Origin of the sequence: Paenibacillus xylanexedens, from assembly GCF_001908275.1 — a bacterium.
In the GTDB taxonomy this organism is placed as follows: domain Bacteria; phylum Bacillota; class Bacilli; order Paenibacillales; family Paenibacillaceae; genus Paenibacillus; species Paenibacillus xylanexedens_A.
In genome coordinates this window covers 357826-372825 of record NZ_CP018620.1, presented here as the reverse complement: position 1 = coordinate 372825, position 15000 = coordinate 357826, and the positions used below count along the sequence as shown (strand labels likewise).

Here is a 15000-nt window from a genome sequence, read left to right as displayed (position 1 = left end):
TGTCATGGGGAATAGAATCAATTTCATAAATCACTAAAAATGGAGTTTTGTAACTAGACATAGACAAATTAAACCATTTTGATCTATGTCTAGCCTTGATTTGAAGCAGCTAAAGGTACTATGAAATTGATTCAATAGTGTAACTTTTTACCTCCACTTGCGTTAAATACGTTTGTATGAATTGAAACGGCTCACCTAAGAGCTCGCAAAAAGGGAGGTTATCGGTATCTATTATTCATTGACGTATCGGAGTTGGTCGGATGATCGACAGGCGGAGACGGGAGTGCTGGAACAGACTTCAGTCACGCGAGATGAACTGTTCATGCGCAAACTGGTGGATGCCACTCTGGTGAAAAACAAACTCTGGGCGCATCTGTCCAATGAATGCCAGGATGGGCGGGAACATGCAGTATATGTAACGGCGTATGAGCAACAGATGCCGGATGAGTACGGTGCAGCCATTGCGGATGCTGCGCTGGCGATGTGCAAAATGTCCTCCATGTACAGTGCAGAGTATATGTTGTGGAATGGACGTTCATTTCAGGAGTTGGAACTCACAGCGTCATCCACCTATACGATGGAGCTTGCCGAGCAACTGCTGGACCATTACATGGTTCAGGGTGGCAAGACGTATGAATTCCTGTATTCCGTGCTGGATGCGGATCGCAAGAAAGTGTTGTTTTATATGAAAGAGGTGGATCTGTAATGAGTGACCAAGAGCGGGGGCAAGCATCGAAACCCGGTTCAAAAGCAAAGCTGGTTGCGTTCTCCCTGATGCTGGCGGTTCCTGCCGTGTTATCCGGTTGTGGCAGCAACAATGATGAATGTGACCCGGAGTATGATACCGGATGTGAATATGATTCCAGTAGCGGACACTATTACTACGGTGGGTCGTCGTATCGAAGCAATAAGGACAGTAACAGCTCCTATAGCAAATCCAAGTCCAAATCAAGCGGCTTCGGTAGCTTCTTCCGCAGCTCGGGAGGATAACCGGATGAGGCAAGTGGTTCAACTGCCGTTAAGTCACGAAGAGGTATTTCAGGGTGAAACGGAACAACAGATTCCATATCATCGAATGTACGGGAAGCAATATTGTGTGCCAGCATTAACGGTCTATTCTCCCTCGGAGGTACAGGAGCTGCGTATTGCAGCCGAGGCGGTAGACGGCATTTACTGTAAAGTGATGCGATTTATCCAGCAATACATGCCGGATTCTTTTTTGGAGCATCAGCTGGGTATCCATCCCGGGCTTATTCCGACGGCACGTATGGAGTTGGTAACTGGAGGCATTACCCGTCAGGACTGGATTATCGGAGAAGCTGGGCCCAAGTGTATTGAAAATAATACGGACACTCCTACGGGTATACCGGAGGTTGCTGCATTGGAAAATATCCTGGTCGGTCTTGCTGATGATGCTACGCTAACTGCACCATCTGCCGAGATGGATACACGTATTCGGGAGTGTTTCAGGATATGGCTCGAATTCTACGCAAACCAAGGATTGAAGGGTCCGGTGACATTCACTTCTTTTGGCGAACATGTCGAAGATCGTACAAATACGGAATACCTGATGAAACGCTGTCAGGAAGCGGGATACGAAGTTTTCTATGCTCCACTTGAGGAACTGGAGATTGTTCCGGGAGAGGCGCTTTACCATAGGGGGCGGGAGATTAACTTGCTGTATCGCCTTTATCCGCTGGAGTATCTGATCGATGATCGGGATGAGAAGACAGGGGTGGACATTGGGGCTGCGCTGCTTGAACTTGTACGTGAGGGACGACTGGGCCTGATGAATCCCGTTCAGCATGTACTGATGCAGAGCAAAGGTTTCATGGCGGCAATCTGGTCGCTCTACGAGCGTAACGAGCAAACCCCGGAATATTGCGGGTTTACCCTCTTTGATGAAGCAGAGATGGACGTGATTTCCCGATATCTGCTGCCCACCTATTTTTCGGCTGAGCCCTTCGAGCTGAACGCCACGCCATATGTAGCCAAAAGCTATTGGGGACGCGAGGGCAGAGGTACTCTTTTGCTGGATGGAGGTACGGACAATGCCTTTAGAAAGCAGGATATGGAGCATCCTCTTAATGAGGCGCTGGAATCCAATCTTGCAACTGGGTCAACAGACGAGGATGAAGAGATTACAGCTTATTACGAAAATCAGCCCAAAATCTATCAGCAGCTGGTGCCGATGGAACAGGTTGTGATCGAGACGGAAGATGGAGCGTACAGCGGTTATCTGCTTACAGGGGTGTTTGTTATCGCTGGGCGTTTGGCTGGGTTGTTACCAAGGGTCGGGGAGAAAGTAACCGGAGATATGGCCTATTATTGCGCAGCTGCGGTTCGTGAACGGATGAATGATGAGGAGGAGAAGATGGAATGGAGAACTTGGGATTAAATCTCGTGAATGTGGCGGTGGGTGTAGGCATTCTGCTGGTGGTATTGGTATGTGGATATTTCGCTTTTAGCAAATTGACCCGGTATAACGATAGTGAGGAGATCGCCAAAGGAAACGAAGCGGCGGGCATGTACATGGGCAGCAAATTATTGGGACTGTGTATTATTGTGGGCATGGTATCTTTCTCGACGCATTCGTGGTTGGATATGCTGCTGTGGTCGGCGTTTGGAATTATTGTGCTGTGCCTGGTCTATATTATATTTGATTTCCTGATTCCGAAAATGCGGGTATGTGACGAAATCGCACGAGGCAATATGGCGGTAGCCCAGCTGCTCCGTTCGATTATCATCGGCGTTTCCATCGTCATCGGTACGTTTTTAATGTAAAATAAGCCTAGAGGTAAACGATAATTTAGAATGAATATAGTGTTTACACGTAAACGAAGAGGACAGAAAAAATCTGGAGAAGCGAAGCGTTCGCCTTTATCATTGGATTTTTACCTTTGAAAGGGTATATAAAAAAATCTGAGGGTAACAGCGATCTTAAGATTGTTCTGTACGCAGAGTTATTAAGTGTAATGTTGTATTTTTGTTCTAAATGAATATCAGACGGAAGAAGGAGCGCGGCATCATGAGAAGAGTCATCATCGATACAGATACAGCAGGAGACGATACGATTGCGATCCTGACGGCATTGCATCACTTTCAGGTGGAAGGCATCACCATTACGGGCGGTAACGTACAATTCGACCAGGAGGTTGAAAATGCCCTGTACACGGTACAGGTTGCTGGACATGGCGGCAAGGTGCCTGTGTATAAAGGTTGCGAGCGTCCGCTAATGGCCTACGGTAAAGCTCAGCACCGCACAGTGGAAGATGTGCATGGGGATGATGGTATGGGCGGCGCGCATTTCCCGAAGGCAGATCAGCGTCCCGAGAGCGGGCATGCGGTTGATTTTATCATTGAGAAGGTGCATGCACATCCAGGTGAAATTGAACTTCTGGCGATTGCCCCGCTGACGAATATTGCAATGGCGATCCAAAAGGACCCAACGATTATTCCGGAGATTGCTCATCTGTACATCATGGGTGGAACGAATAATGCACTGGGTAATATCACACCGGCAGCGGAGTATAACTTCTACGTGGACCCGGAAGCAGCGAAAATTGTACTGAATGCAGGCATTCCGATTACGATGGTTGGCTGGGAGATGTGCACGCAATATTCAGTGATGGATGATGACGATCATGCAGAGATTGCAGCTCTCGGTACATCGGGTGCCGATTTCTTCACCGCAATCAACAAAGTGGTTATGCAGTTCAACAAGTCGGTACATAAGCTGAATGGCACCACTCATCCCGATACGTTGTTGATGGCTGTTGCGGCAGATGAATCCATCATGACCAAGTCGGGTCAATATTATGTGGATGTGGAAGCGGCAGGAGAACTGACACGTGGATACAGTGTAGTTGATATCAACGGACGTTTTGGCAAAGAGCCGAATGTACGTGTCTGTGAAGCCATTGATCGGCCCAAATTCAAATCCATGCTGCTGGACGTTCTCTCAGCGATCCAATAAACGCAGGAATTTAACTACAGGAAAAAGAAGAAAATCCGTGCCTATCCCAGGTACGGATTTTTTATTGCCCATTTTAATCTAACTCTGCTGCAACAAAAAAGAGCGGATTCCTGTCGTGACCAGATCATGGTCTTCTTCATCAGGCAAACCCGATACTGTAATGGTGCCGACTTGTCCCTCATTTTCCAGAATAAGCGGGAAAGCGCCACCAGCCAGGACATAGTCCGATGAAGGCAGATTGAAGTCTTGCTCAAGTGTTTGATTTTCGCTTCTCAACCGCAGAGCCGTGTGCCAAGAGCTGGAGGAGAAATGATTCACCACGTTGTTCTTGCGTCGAATCCAGTCTTCGTTGTCGGGATGAGTGCCTTCCATCGCATGCAAAAAGAGACGATGTCCCTTCAGGGTTATGTCGATGGTCACGGCTTGGGAACGACGCTTCGCTTCTTCAACCAGATGCTGGCCAAGTTGGAGTGCTGTTTCAGAATCAAATGTGTCAAATAGCAAGTCCTTTTCTTCCTGTTGCATTTCCTTTAATTTCTCTGTCGTGGTCAGGTTCAAATTACAGGCAGCCCCTTTACATACATATATGATTGATGTCTACATTCGACATGGATTGGTGTAGTCCCTTCTGGATGCAGTCTGAACGATGTTAGTGGACGTTATTTGCGTGGTTAAAGACCGTTCATTTGGAGACCGTACATCGGCTGTGTTAAAGTGAAGGGAACCTAATATACATAACTCTTAAAGTTAAAATAAGTTATTGCTACGTAGGCAGGAGGAGAAGCACGATGCTGTTTTATTTTGTAGCACTGCTGGTGACTTTGGTGGACCAGGGAACCAAGATTGCAGTGAGGATGTATATGGAAGTTGGCGACGTCATGAGACTGGGTAACTCGGGCATGCAGTTACAGCATTACGAGAACAGTGGGATGGCTGGCAGCATGTTTCAGGGAAATGCGCGTCTGTTCGGTGTGATTGCTGTTCTGTTCATAGCAGGCATGCTGTATTACCGGAGTAAAGGTGAGATTCGCGGTTTCTGGATGCAAGCTGGCGCGGGTTTTATGGTTGGCGGGGCGTTGGGAAATGCAATCGATCGATTTATCTATGCCCGGGTAACGGATTTCCTCGTATTTCCGTCAGGACGCGGGATTTTGAATCTCGCTGATGTCGCAATTAACATTGGTGTGGTCATGATTATCATTGGCATGTTGATTCGTGCATATCAGAGTTATCGAGCCAAGCGTTTACGCAATGCTTTGCCGAAAGCAGAACGTTCGTAACATGCAATAAAGGCTTACACGTAAGCTGAAAAAATGAGGGACATTGGATATCATCCAGTGTCCTTTTTGTTATGCCCAATTCGGGTCATGGGAAGAACTGCCGTGATTCATTTTTACCGAAACCGTTTTAGAAATAATAAAGACCTATATCATCCATTCAGATTGAAGTCGGTTTGGAAGGATTAACCAAATGGTTATTTCACCATTTGAATGGGTAAATTCTTACGTATAAAGCTGAGGGAGGTACAACATGAGAACAACGCTTACCAAGGCTCTCGGGACAATGTTGCTGTGTGGAATGATGGCTGTACTTTTATCTTCCTGTACCAGTGGAGATAGCGCGAATGGCAAAGTGCAGATTGAATTTTTCCAGAACAAGCCTGAAGCCAAAACAACCTTTGATGAATTAATTAAAACGTTTAATGCGGAGCATGACGATATCCAAGTGACACAGGTGAATCCGCCCGATGCGGAGACAGTACTGAAGACGCGTGTCGTCAAAAATGATATTCCGGATATTATGGCCATGGGGGCAACCGACACCTATTCCATTCTGGCTCAGAGTGATATTTTCACCGATCTGACGGATAGCACATTACTCCAGACGATTGATCCGAACTACATACAAATGCTGAATGATCTCACAGGCATGGACGAAGTGACAGGTATTCCTTACGCGACTAATGCAAACGGCATCATGTACAACAAAACGCTGTTTAAGGAAATGGGATTGGACGTGCCCAAGACGTGGGATGAACTCATTGCGACCGCCCAAAAGATTAAGGATGCAGGTGAGATTCCATTTTATTTCACATACAAGGATGACTGGCAGACGAGCCTGCCGTTCAATGCACTGGCCTCCAATCTGGTCGGTATTGATTTCTACCAAGAGCGACGCGATAACAAAGTGACGTTCAAGGAGAAGTACCGCGAGGTAGCTGAGAAGCAACTGGAACTCATGAAATACGGTCACGGCGATAACTTTGGTAAAGCTTATTCGGACGGTAACCGTGCCTTTGCTAACGGTGAAGCCTTTATGTACATCCAGGGAACCTGGGCCATCTCGGAGATTCGCAAAGCGAACCCAAATGTCGATATCGGTTTCTTCCCATTCCCTACGGGCAACGATGCAAGCGAGATCAAGCTGGTGAACGGGATCGACTCCCTGTTTACCATTGCGGCGGACACGCCTAATCGCGAACAGGCAGAGACGTTTATTGCGTTTCTATTAGAGCCTGAAAATATCGGAAGATATATTGACGAACAGACGCTGTTCTCTGCGGTAGAAGGCGTGAAGCAGGATGATCCTGCCGTACAGGAATTGATGCCATATATCGAGCAGGGCAAAGTTATTGACTTTCCCGATCACTATATTCCGGCTGCGGTGCAGCTGAATTCCATCGTACAGTCCTTTTTGCAGAACCAAAACATCGACAACTATCTAGATACACTCGACAAAGAATGGGACAAGGTTGCTAATCGGCGCTAAGCCTTGTCAGAAGGAGGATGGAGTATGAACAAGCGTATCGCACCTTATTACTGGATGACGGTTCCGGCGGTTGTATTGTTCTTTGTATTTATGACACTGCCGGCCCTCCAGGGCATCTATTATTCATTTACGAATTATAACGGATTCGGGAAAGATTATGATTTTGTTGGCTTTAAAAACTATTTCAACTTGTTCCAAGATGACAATGTAGGCAATGCCTATTGGTTTACGTTCAAATTTGCGATCGTGGTGACGATCCTGACCAATATTCTAAGCTTACTCATTGCACTCGGGCTGAATGCCAAGATTAAGTTCCGTAATTTCTTCCGCGGCATCTACTTCCTGCCCAATATTCTGAGTGTACTGATCGTAGGTTACATATTTAACTACCTGTTCTCCAACGTATTTCCGATCTGGGGACAAAATCTGGGCATCAATGCGCTATCCACCAACATTCTCGGCAGCGAGAGTCTGGCTTGGATCGGTATCGTCATTGTTGCAGTATGGCAATCGGTGGCCCTGAATACGATTCTGTATTTGGCTGGTCTGCAAACGATACCAACGACACTGTACGAGGCATCCAACCTCGACGGCGCAGGCAAATGGCGTGAATTCTGGAGCATTACATTCCCACTTATTGCCCCATTTTTCACCATTAATATGGTACTGGCGATGAAAAATTCACTTATGGTCTTTGACCAAATCGTAGCCTTGACCAACGGTGGTCCCGGACGGGCGACGCAGTCCATCTCCCATCTGATCTACACCGGTGGATTTGAAGGCGGCGAATATGCATATCAATCTGCGAACTCGGTTATTTACTTCATCGTTATTGCGGTGATTTCAATTCTGCAAATCCGGTTCCTGCAAAGAAGGGAGATGGATCTGTAATGAGAAGCCGTACACGAATCAATTGGCTCGTTATGCTGCTTGTTGTGCTGGGTACCCTGTTTATCCTGTTCCCATTATATATGACCGTTACGATTGCTTTGAAAAATCCGGAACAGATGGCCCAGTCGGTCTTTGCCATTCCGACCACACTTCACTGGGAGAATTTCGCGAGAGCTATCGACATGACAAACTTCTTCCAATCGTTCCGTAACAGTGCGATCGTTACCGCATCAACTGTGCTTTTGACGTTGCTCAGTAACTCGATGGTGGCCTATGCGATTGCGCGGAATATGGAGAAACGCAAGTTTTTCAAAGGACTGTATTATTACTTCGTCAGCGCGATGTTCATTCCGTTCCCAATCATCATGCTGCCGATTGTTAAGCTGACCGCATCGCTGGAGATGACAAATCTGGTAGGTCTGATCTTGCTGCACACGGTATATGGCCTGGCATTCAACGTATTTGTGTACGTGGGATACATCCGGTCCATTCCGGTAGCGCTTGAGGAAGCGGCGTTTGTGGATGGGGCGACAACCTGGGGCACATTCTGGAAAATTATTTTCCCGCTCATGGCACCCATCAGTGCCACGGTTGGTATTTTGACCTGTCTGTCCACGTACAACGACTTCTTGCTGCCACTCATTATTATCAGTGATCCGGGACAGTACACGCTGCCGCTGGTACAGTATGTATTCCAAGGACAGTTCAATACTGAATTTAACCTTGCGTTTGCATCCTACCTGCTCGCGTTGCTTCCGATGATTATCATCTACCTGTTTGCGCAGAAGTGGATCATCAACGGGGTTACCCAAGGGTCCGTGAAATAACTGAAGATGTGTCACAGAAAAGGATATGTTGTGAAGGGATATGAAAAAAGAGAGGTGGACTTTAAAAGACCCCTCTCTTTTTTTGATCCTTGTCATCTAACTTTTGGGAACTCTTCGGGAGGATTGATTAACCTGTAAAACTATGCTATTTTTTAGTCGTTAGTTTAATCGATAAACAAAGACTAGAAGAGAAGAAGATTAAGTTTCAATTATGCAAGCGCTTTAACGAGAAAAACTGAATACGTAGATAAATCCGGCATCGTTTGTACCCAGTCTTCAAGAGCACGGGCGTAAGGTGGTGGGTTCTTTTACATGCCAAAAAGAGAGGAGAATGGGGAAGTTGCACGGGAAAAAAGGACATTTTAACTCACTTCGCAATCAGATCTTCATTGGTTTTGTTATGGTGATGCTTGTTGTTCTTTTGCTCGCAGGCATATCGGCCTATGATCGGGTAGCTGCCCTGCTGAAAAGCAATGCGGAGAAACATATTCATCAAACCGCTGTCCAAGCCAGTGGCAGATTGGATGCACTCATTGCACAAGTGAATTCGCTGACCGCCCAAGTGGCGGATGATTCATACGTGCAGCGTCTGCTTAGCGATGAGAAGCAAGGCAACCCGGCAACCTTTAATCAGCGCCAAGCTCTCTTGCAGATTGCAGGCAGTTATCAGTCTTTCATTAATGGCGCACAAAGTATGGAGATATACACTACGGGTTATAACCGGATCTTTCCGATGGATGACCGATCCCTCGATCTCAGAGTGGAGCGCAACTGGATCAGCTTAGCGGATGAAGGAAAAGGCAGACTGGTATGGGCAGGCGCTGACCCTGAAGATCCGGGTGTGCTCCTGGCTATTCGGCGGATTAACCTGCTGGATCATTCTTTCGAACACGGAGGTTATGTGGTGGTGCGGATGCAGCGTAGTTTTTTTCAACTCAATGATTCGAATGGGACAGATGGTTCGCAGGACTCTATCATGCTCTTGGATGGTGCAGGCGAAGTGGTGAGTTCCGATCTGGAAATTAATCTCGATCCAAAGGCCATATTGGACAGCGGATCAGTCGTGCAGAACGGGGAGGAATCCTATATCGTTGTCAGGCAAAAATCGGAGTTAACGGGATGGACACTTGCTGTCCTGACCCCGTTGCGGGAGACAACGGAAGGTGTATCCATCCTGAGAACAGCGTTGCTCGTCTCGGGAATGATTGGTGTTGTTCTGTTCCTTATCATGTCCTTCTTCCTGTCCACCATGATTACACGTCCACTCATACGGCTGATGCGGGCCATGCGCAGTGCAGAGCCGGGAGCAATGAGACCTAATCTAATGGTTAGCTCTACGATGGAGATCAATGAACTTAACAACGTATATAACCAGATGGTCTACAGGCAGAATGAATTGACCCGTGTGGTTCATGAGAAGGAAGTCATGCAGTCCCGGGCTGAGCTGAAGGCGTTGCAGTCTCAGATTAATCCCCATTTTCTATTCAACACACTGGAGGCATTCTATTGGTCCCTTGAGGAGAAGGGAGACGAGGAGATGGCACGTATGGTTGTGGCGATGTCCCGATTATTTCGTTATATCATCTCCAGTTCGCAGCAGGATGAATGGGTTACGATTGCCGACGAGCTGGAACACGCCGAGCGTTATCTTCAAATTATGCAGATGCGGTTGGGAGAGAGAATGCAATGGGAGATTCAGCTGAGTGATACGGTGCGTAAGGTCGCAATACCGAAACTTCTTATACAGCCCTTGGTCGAAAATGCGATTCTTCATGGGATTGAAAGTAAACTGGGACCGGGAAAAATAAGCATCCATGTGGATGCTTTGACCGAGAAAAATCTAGTTTGCATTAAGGTTCGGGATGATGGTCCCGGTATGGATGAATTACGGCTTCAATCTGTCATTCATACTTTACATGGCGGGCCGGCTGTGTCCAAGAAGGGGACAGGTGTAGGTCTAATCAACGTACATCGGCGACTGATGCTTTACTTTGGCAGCCAACTTGGTGAACGTTGTAAGCTTTCCATAACAAGTAAGGTTGGGGAAGGAACTGTCATTTGTTTTGAGATTCCCATGGGAACGGAGGGTGCATATGATTCATGACAAAACAATTCTTATCGTGGATGATGAGCCGCGTACAAGAGAGGGTATTCGCAAAACACTGGAAGGATGGTCGGCAGGGAGAAATCACATTCAGACTGCAGAAAGTGGCGTCGAGGCTGTGGAATGGCTCAAGAAAAAGCCGGCAGATCTGTTAATAACGGATGTTCGCATGCCGGAATTCTCTGGCTTGTCTCTGATTGAAGCCATTCAACATTTTTCGAACAAGCCTGTTGTCCTGATTATGTCGGGGCATGCCGATTTTCAATACGCCCAGCAGGCCATTAAGCTGGGTGTTGTGGAGTATATGTTGAAACCGATTGATAAGGAACAATTGCTGCAGACCGTCGAAAAAGCCCTAAAGTTCAGCGAACAACAGAGACGTATTCAAACGATGCAAGAAATGGTTGACCCCAAGCTGCTGGATGTTAAGGAGCGCGGAGAACAAAGGCTCAATAGCCAGATCAGTGAAGCTTTGACCTATGTGGATGCTCATCTGGGTGAACATGTGACCATGCGTGAAATTGCTGATCTACTCCATCTCAACTCCAGTTACTTCAGCGTATTGTTCAAGGAACAGATCGGCATCAATTTTAGTGAATATCTTACCCGCAAACGCATTCAGCGCGCGAAGGAGTTGCTTGTGCAGACAACGATGCCAATCTCGGAGATTGCTGAACAGGTGGGTTATCAGACGGATAAGTATTTTATCACAGTATTTAAAAGTCTTGAGGGGCTAAGTCCAAGCAAATATCGGCATTCCCTATCTGAACGAAGTAACAAATAACCTCAAAAAAGTGGAGTTTTTCCAAATTGTTCTGGTCTTATAGGTGTGATAGGCGCGTGCTACAATTTGGTTAAAGCGGTTACATTAACCGATAAAACCAAGGGGGTTGGAATAATGAGCAAAAAGACGATGGCCATTCTTCTGTCATGGACGCTGGTTCTCGCCGTAATTTTATCCGGATGTAACAGTTCAAGTTCGGATGAAGAGGGTGAAACAGGCAGCAACGGCACAGATGGGAAAGTAACCCTCAAATTTATGCACCTCTGGCCAGCAGGCAGTTCCGCACAGCAAAACAAACTGGTCAACGATATCATCAAGCAGTATCAAACGGATCATCCGAATGTAACCATTAAGCAGGAAGTGCTAGAGAATGAACAATATAAGAACAAATTGAAAATCCTGTCTGCATCCAATGAACTTCCCGATGTGGGTGTAACTTGGGCTGCTGGATTTCTGGAGCCTTATGTGAAGGGGAACCTGTTCGCACCGGTCGATGATCTTCTGAGCGACTCGCTGGGCGACAAATTCATAGCCGGAACAACAGAAGCTTATGCGATAGACGGTAAAACATATGCGCTACCAATCGAGTTGAATATCTCCCCCATTTATTATAACAAAGCCATTTTTGCAAAATATAACTTGCAGCCGCCAGCAACGTATGATGAATTCCTGAGTGTGCTGAAGACACTGACAGAGAACGGTGAGGTGCCGATCGCACTGGGCAATAAAGACCGCTGGACCGGCTCACTCTGGTATATGTATCTGGCGAATCGGTTAGGTGGAGATGCACTGGAAAAGGCCATCAATGGCTCTGGCAAGTTTGACGACCCTGCGCTGACTCAAGCTGCTGCCGAGGTACAAAAACTGGTGGATATGAATGCTTTCAACAAAGGCTTTAACGGGTTGTCTAACGATGAGGGCAAATCCGAATTCATGAACGAAAAAGCTGCTATGTATCTGATGGGTACCTGGGAACTGCCAAACTTCACGACTAACCCGGACATCCCGCAGGAATTCAAAGACAAGATTGGATTTTTCAAATTCCCAACAATGGAAGATGGCAAGAGCGATATTAATAGCTGGGTAGGTGGTCCAGGTGTAGGGTTGTTCGTGGCCCAGAACTCCAAAGTGAAGGAAGAAGCGCAGAAGTTTGTGCAATACTTTGTGGAAAAATGGGGTGAAAGTTCGGTAACTGAAGCAGGCGTCATCCCGGCTACCAAAGTGGATACGGCGGCAGTACAGTTGCCACAGCTCTATATTGACCTGCTGAACGAATTGAATCAGGCCAGCAGCCTTACGCTCTTTGCAGACGTACAGATGAAACCGGCAGCCGCTCAGGCACATCTGGACATGATTCAGGCATTGTTTGGCAAAGCGGTAACACCGGAGGACTTTGTGAAGAATCATCAGGCTGCAATTGATAAAGGCAATTGACGTACACACGTTTGAACGCTTGAAGGGAGGATAATGTGATGGACAAAGTCATGTCCAACCGTCTCGTTGCTGCGTTGTACGTGCTTCCTGCACTGCTTCTGCTGCTGGTCTTGGTGTACATCCCGATCGTGCTCACCGGGTATTATGGGTTGATGCAATGGGACGGGATCGGTGCAATGACCTTTATTGGATTGGATAATTACGCCAGACTTCTTCAAGACGGAACATTCTGGCAGAGTGCGAATCATACCTTTTTGCTTGCTTTGTTCTCTGCGCTGAGTCTGATCGGTTATCTGATGATCGCTTTGGTGCTGTCAGGCAAGATCAAGGGGGCCAATCTGTTCCGTAAAATATATTTGATCCCGATGCTGCTGTCTTCGGTCGCGATCGCTCAGTTATGGCTCAAGATCTACCATCCAAGCAATGGTGTGCTGAACACCTTTCTGGAAGCGATTGGCTTCAGCAATCCGCCAGCCTGGCTGGCGGAGCCATCACTGGTGCTGTATGCACTGTTCGTACCGATTCTATGGCAGTATGCAGGCTTCTATATTTTGATCTATTATGCGGCCCTCAAAAATATTCCGGAATCTCTGGTGGAAGCAGCCCGGATTGATGGGGCAAGCCCTTGGCAGATCGCTTTTCGAATCAAGCTGCCGCTAATTACTGAAGTCATCAAGGTGACCGTTGTACTGGCTGTGGTAGGCTCACTAAAGTATTTTGATCTCATCTACGTGATGACCGATGGCGGACCGAACGGCTCCAGCGAAGTGATGGCCTCCTATATGTATCGTCAGGCGTTCCGTAGCTTCGACTTTGGTTACGGTAGTGCTGTAGGGTTCTTCCTACTCTTGATCTGTCTGCTGGTTACCTGGCTGCTTCGTAAAGCGACGGCATCCAAAGATACGATCCAGTATTCCTGACGCTAGTTCGTGTCTGAAAACTCGCTGAAGTGCATCTTTTACCGCCTTTTCGCCCCCTGCTGCGTCACTTTCCCTTGACGTGCCCCGGCACGCCTGCGGAAAATTTCCTTGCTTGGAACGAAAATTCGGCAAAATCTGCCACCTTCGGAGTTTCCAGACACGCCCTAGTGAAATGAAAGGAGGTACATCCCGGTGAAGACGGATACGGCCGTTAGATTGCCAACTTACCCGGGGACAGGCCGAGGTTCGGCATGGTTAAGGAGATTCGGATATATTCTGCTGTATTTCCTATTGTCCCTGGTAGCTTTGCTGCAAATTTTACCCTTGGTATGGCTGCTGTTGTTCTCGCTTAAAAATAATCAGGAAGTATTCGACATGGCGCCTTTTTCCCTTCCTGCTACCCCGCGTTGGGAAAACTATGTCAAGGTATGGACAGAGGGAAATATCAGCTTGTACTTCTTCAACAGTGTATGGATTACGGTGGTCTCGGTGGTGGTCACCGTGCTGTTTGCCAGTCTGGTGACCTTTGCCATTACACGTATGCGCTGGAAGGGTCGTTCGCTGGTGCTGGGGCTATTTATGGTGGGTCTGATGATCCCTGTACACTCCACGTTGATCCCGCTGTTCAGCTTGTTCCTAAAGCTTCATCTCACAGATCATCCTTTGTCAGTCATCCTGTCTTACATTGCCTTTAATATGCCAATTACCATTATGATACTACTGGGATTCTACTACGCGCTTCCCCGTGAAGTGGAAGAAGCCGCAGTGATGGATGGCTGCTCCGTGCATCGGATTTTCTTTCGGATTGTGCTGCCGATGACGTCTTCGGTCATTTCCACAACGGCCATCATCAACATGATCTATAACTGGAATGAGTTCATCTTTGTTAATACGTTCATCAGTACAGATTCGTACAAGACCTTAACTGTTGGGGTACAGAACTTTATCGGTCAATATACAACAGATTGGGGAGCCATTGGTGCGACGCTAATGATTAGTATTTTGCCGATCCTGATTGCATTTCTCATCCTGAGTAATCGAATCGTGGAGGGAATTGCTGCGGGTTCTGTTAAAGGTTAAAAGGCTGAGGGTCTTAAGGCCCTTCCATTACTTGCTTAAAAGCGAGTTGGGAGGGGCCTTTTTTGTCTTCTAAAACCTCTGGCAGGTGTACAGACACGGAGCTTGATGAAAACGCTGAAAATACCTATTTATGGAATTGCAAAAAACTTTCAACTATTTTCGCAAAACTACTGCATTTTCAAACCACCTGTGCTAACATACCCTAAGAATTAAAG

At 47.1% G+C, this 15000-nt stretch carries 15 protein-coding genes; 14 read left to right on the top strand and 1 reads right to left on the bottom strand.

The window, feature by feature from the left end:
- Positions 1 to 283: 283 nt before the first annotated feature.
- The 5 genes from BS614_RS31910 to BS614_RS01465 all read left to right on the top strand — a co-directional run bounded on the left by BS614_RS31910 (position 284) and on the right by BS614_RS01465 (position 3976).
- Positions 284 to 706 carry a hypothetical protein gene (locus BS614_RS31910; RefSeq protein ID WP_244898250.1) on the top strand — a complete coding sequence of 141 codons (423 nt, stop codon included), beginning with the start codon at positions 284 to 286 and terminating at the stop codon, positions 704 to 706.
- Positions 706 to 990 (top strand): hypothetical protein, encoded by a 285-nt coding sequence (locus BS614_RS01480; protein WP_036671603.1) that lies wholly within the window; start codon positions 706 to 708, stop codon positions 988 to 990. The genes BS614_RS31910 and BS614_RS01480 overlap by 1 nt, the downstream gene beginning before the upstream one ends.
- A 4-nt stretch (positions 991 to 994) precedes the next feature.
- Positions 995 to 2398, top strand: coding sequence for a glutathionylspermidine synthase family protein (locus BS614_RS01475; protein WP_074092693.1), 1404 nt, complete (start codon positions 995 to 997; stop codon positions 2396 to 2398).
- Complete coding sequence (locus BS614_RS01470; RefSeq protein ID WP_017691702.1) at positions 2380 to 2784, top strand: DUF350 domain-containing protein; 405 nt, start codon at positions 2380 to 2382, stop codon at positions 2782 to 2784. Before BS614_RS01475 ends, BS614_RS01470 begins: the two co-directional genes overlap by 19 nt.
- A gap of 244 nt (positions 2785 to 3028) precedes the next feature.
- Complete coding sequence (locus BS614_RS01465; RefSeq protein ID WP_074092692.1) at positions 3029 to 3976, top strand: nucleoside hydrolase; 948 nt, start codon at positions 3029 to 3031, stop codon at positions 3974 to 3976.
- A gap of 78 nt (positions 3977 to 4054) precedes the next feature.
- Here BS614_RS01465 and BS614_RS01460 read toward each other — a convergent pair whose 3' ends face one another.
- Complete coding sequence (locus tag BS614_RS01460) at positions 4055 to 4534, bottom strand: heme-degrading domain-containing protein (RefSeq protein WP_084174362.1); 480 nt, start codon at positions 4532 to 4534, stop codon at positions 4055 to 4057.
- Between the two features lie 230 nt (positions 4535 to 4764).
- Between BS614_RS01460 and lspA the strand changes: the two genes are divergently transcribed.
- From lspA to BS614_RS01415, 9 genes are all read left to right on the top strand, one after another.
- Positions 4765 to 5256: a signal peptidase II gene (gene lspA, locus BS614_RS01455; protein ID WP_036606631.1), complete on the top strand. Its 492-nt coding sequence runs from the start codon at positions 4765 to 4767 to the stop codon at positions 5254 to 5256.
- Between the two features lie 298 nt (positions 5257 to 5554).
- Positions 5555 to 6745 carry an ABC transporter substrate-binding protein gene (locus tag BS614_RS01450; RefSeq protein WP_425320289.1) on the top strand — a complete coding sequence of 397 codons (1191 nt, stop codon included), beginning with the start codon at positions 5555 to 5557 and terminating at the stop codon, positions 6743 to 6745.
- A 24-nt stretch (positions 6746 to 6769) separates the two neighbouring features.
- Entirely contained in the window at positions 6770 to 7636 is an 867-nt protein-coding gene (locus tag BS614_RS01445) for a carbohydrate ABC transporter permease (RefSeq protein WP_074092691.1), read from the top strand.
- A complete protein-coding gene (locus tag BS614_RS01440; protein ID WP_036606635.1) occupies positions 7636 to 8463 on the top strand; it encodes a carbohydrate ABC transporter permease in 828 nt (275 codons plus the stop codon). Before BS614_RS01445 ends, BS614_RS01440 begins: the two co-directional genes overlap by 1 nt.
- Before the next feature lie 340 nt (positions 8464 to 8803).
- On the top strand, positions 8804 to 10567 hold the full coding sequence (locus tag BS614_RS01435; RefSeq protein WP_084174361.1) for a cache domain-containing sensor histidine kinase: 1764 nt from the start codon (positions 8804 to 8806) through the stop codon (positions 10565 to 10567).
- Positions 10557 to 11351: a response regulator transcription factor gene (locus tag BS614_RS01430; RefSeq protein WP_074092689.1), complete on the top strand. Its 795-nt coding sequence runs from the start codon at positions 10557 to 10559 to the stop codon at positions 11349 to 11351. Before BS614_RS01435 ends, BS614_RS01430 begins: the two co-directional genes overlap by 11 nt.
- A 114-nt stretch (positions 11352 to 11465) precedes the next feature.
- The gene (locus tag BS614_RS01425; RefSeq protein WP_074092688.1) at positions 11466 to 12785 is read left to right on the top strand and encodes an extracellular solute-binding protein; all 1320 of its coding nucleotides are present in this window, start codon (positions 11466 to 11468) and stop codon (positions 12783 to 12785) included.
- 38 nt (positions 12786 to 12823) lie between these two features.
- On the top strand, positions 12824 to 13705 hold the full coding sequence (locus BS614_RS01420) for a carbohydrate ABC transporter permease (protein ID WP_036606643.1): 882 nt from the start codon (positions 12824 to 12826) through the stop codon (positions 13703 to 13705).
- A 216-nt stretch (positions 13706 to 13921) separates the two neighbouring features.
- Complete coding sequence (locus BS614_RS01415) at positions 13922 to 14785, top strand: carbohydrate ABC transporter permease (RefSeq protein WP_074096637.1); 864 nt, start codon at positions 13922 to 13924, stop codon at positions 14783 to 14785.
- The last annotated feature ends 215 nt before the right edge of the window (positions 14786 to 15000 follow it).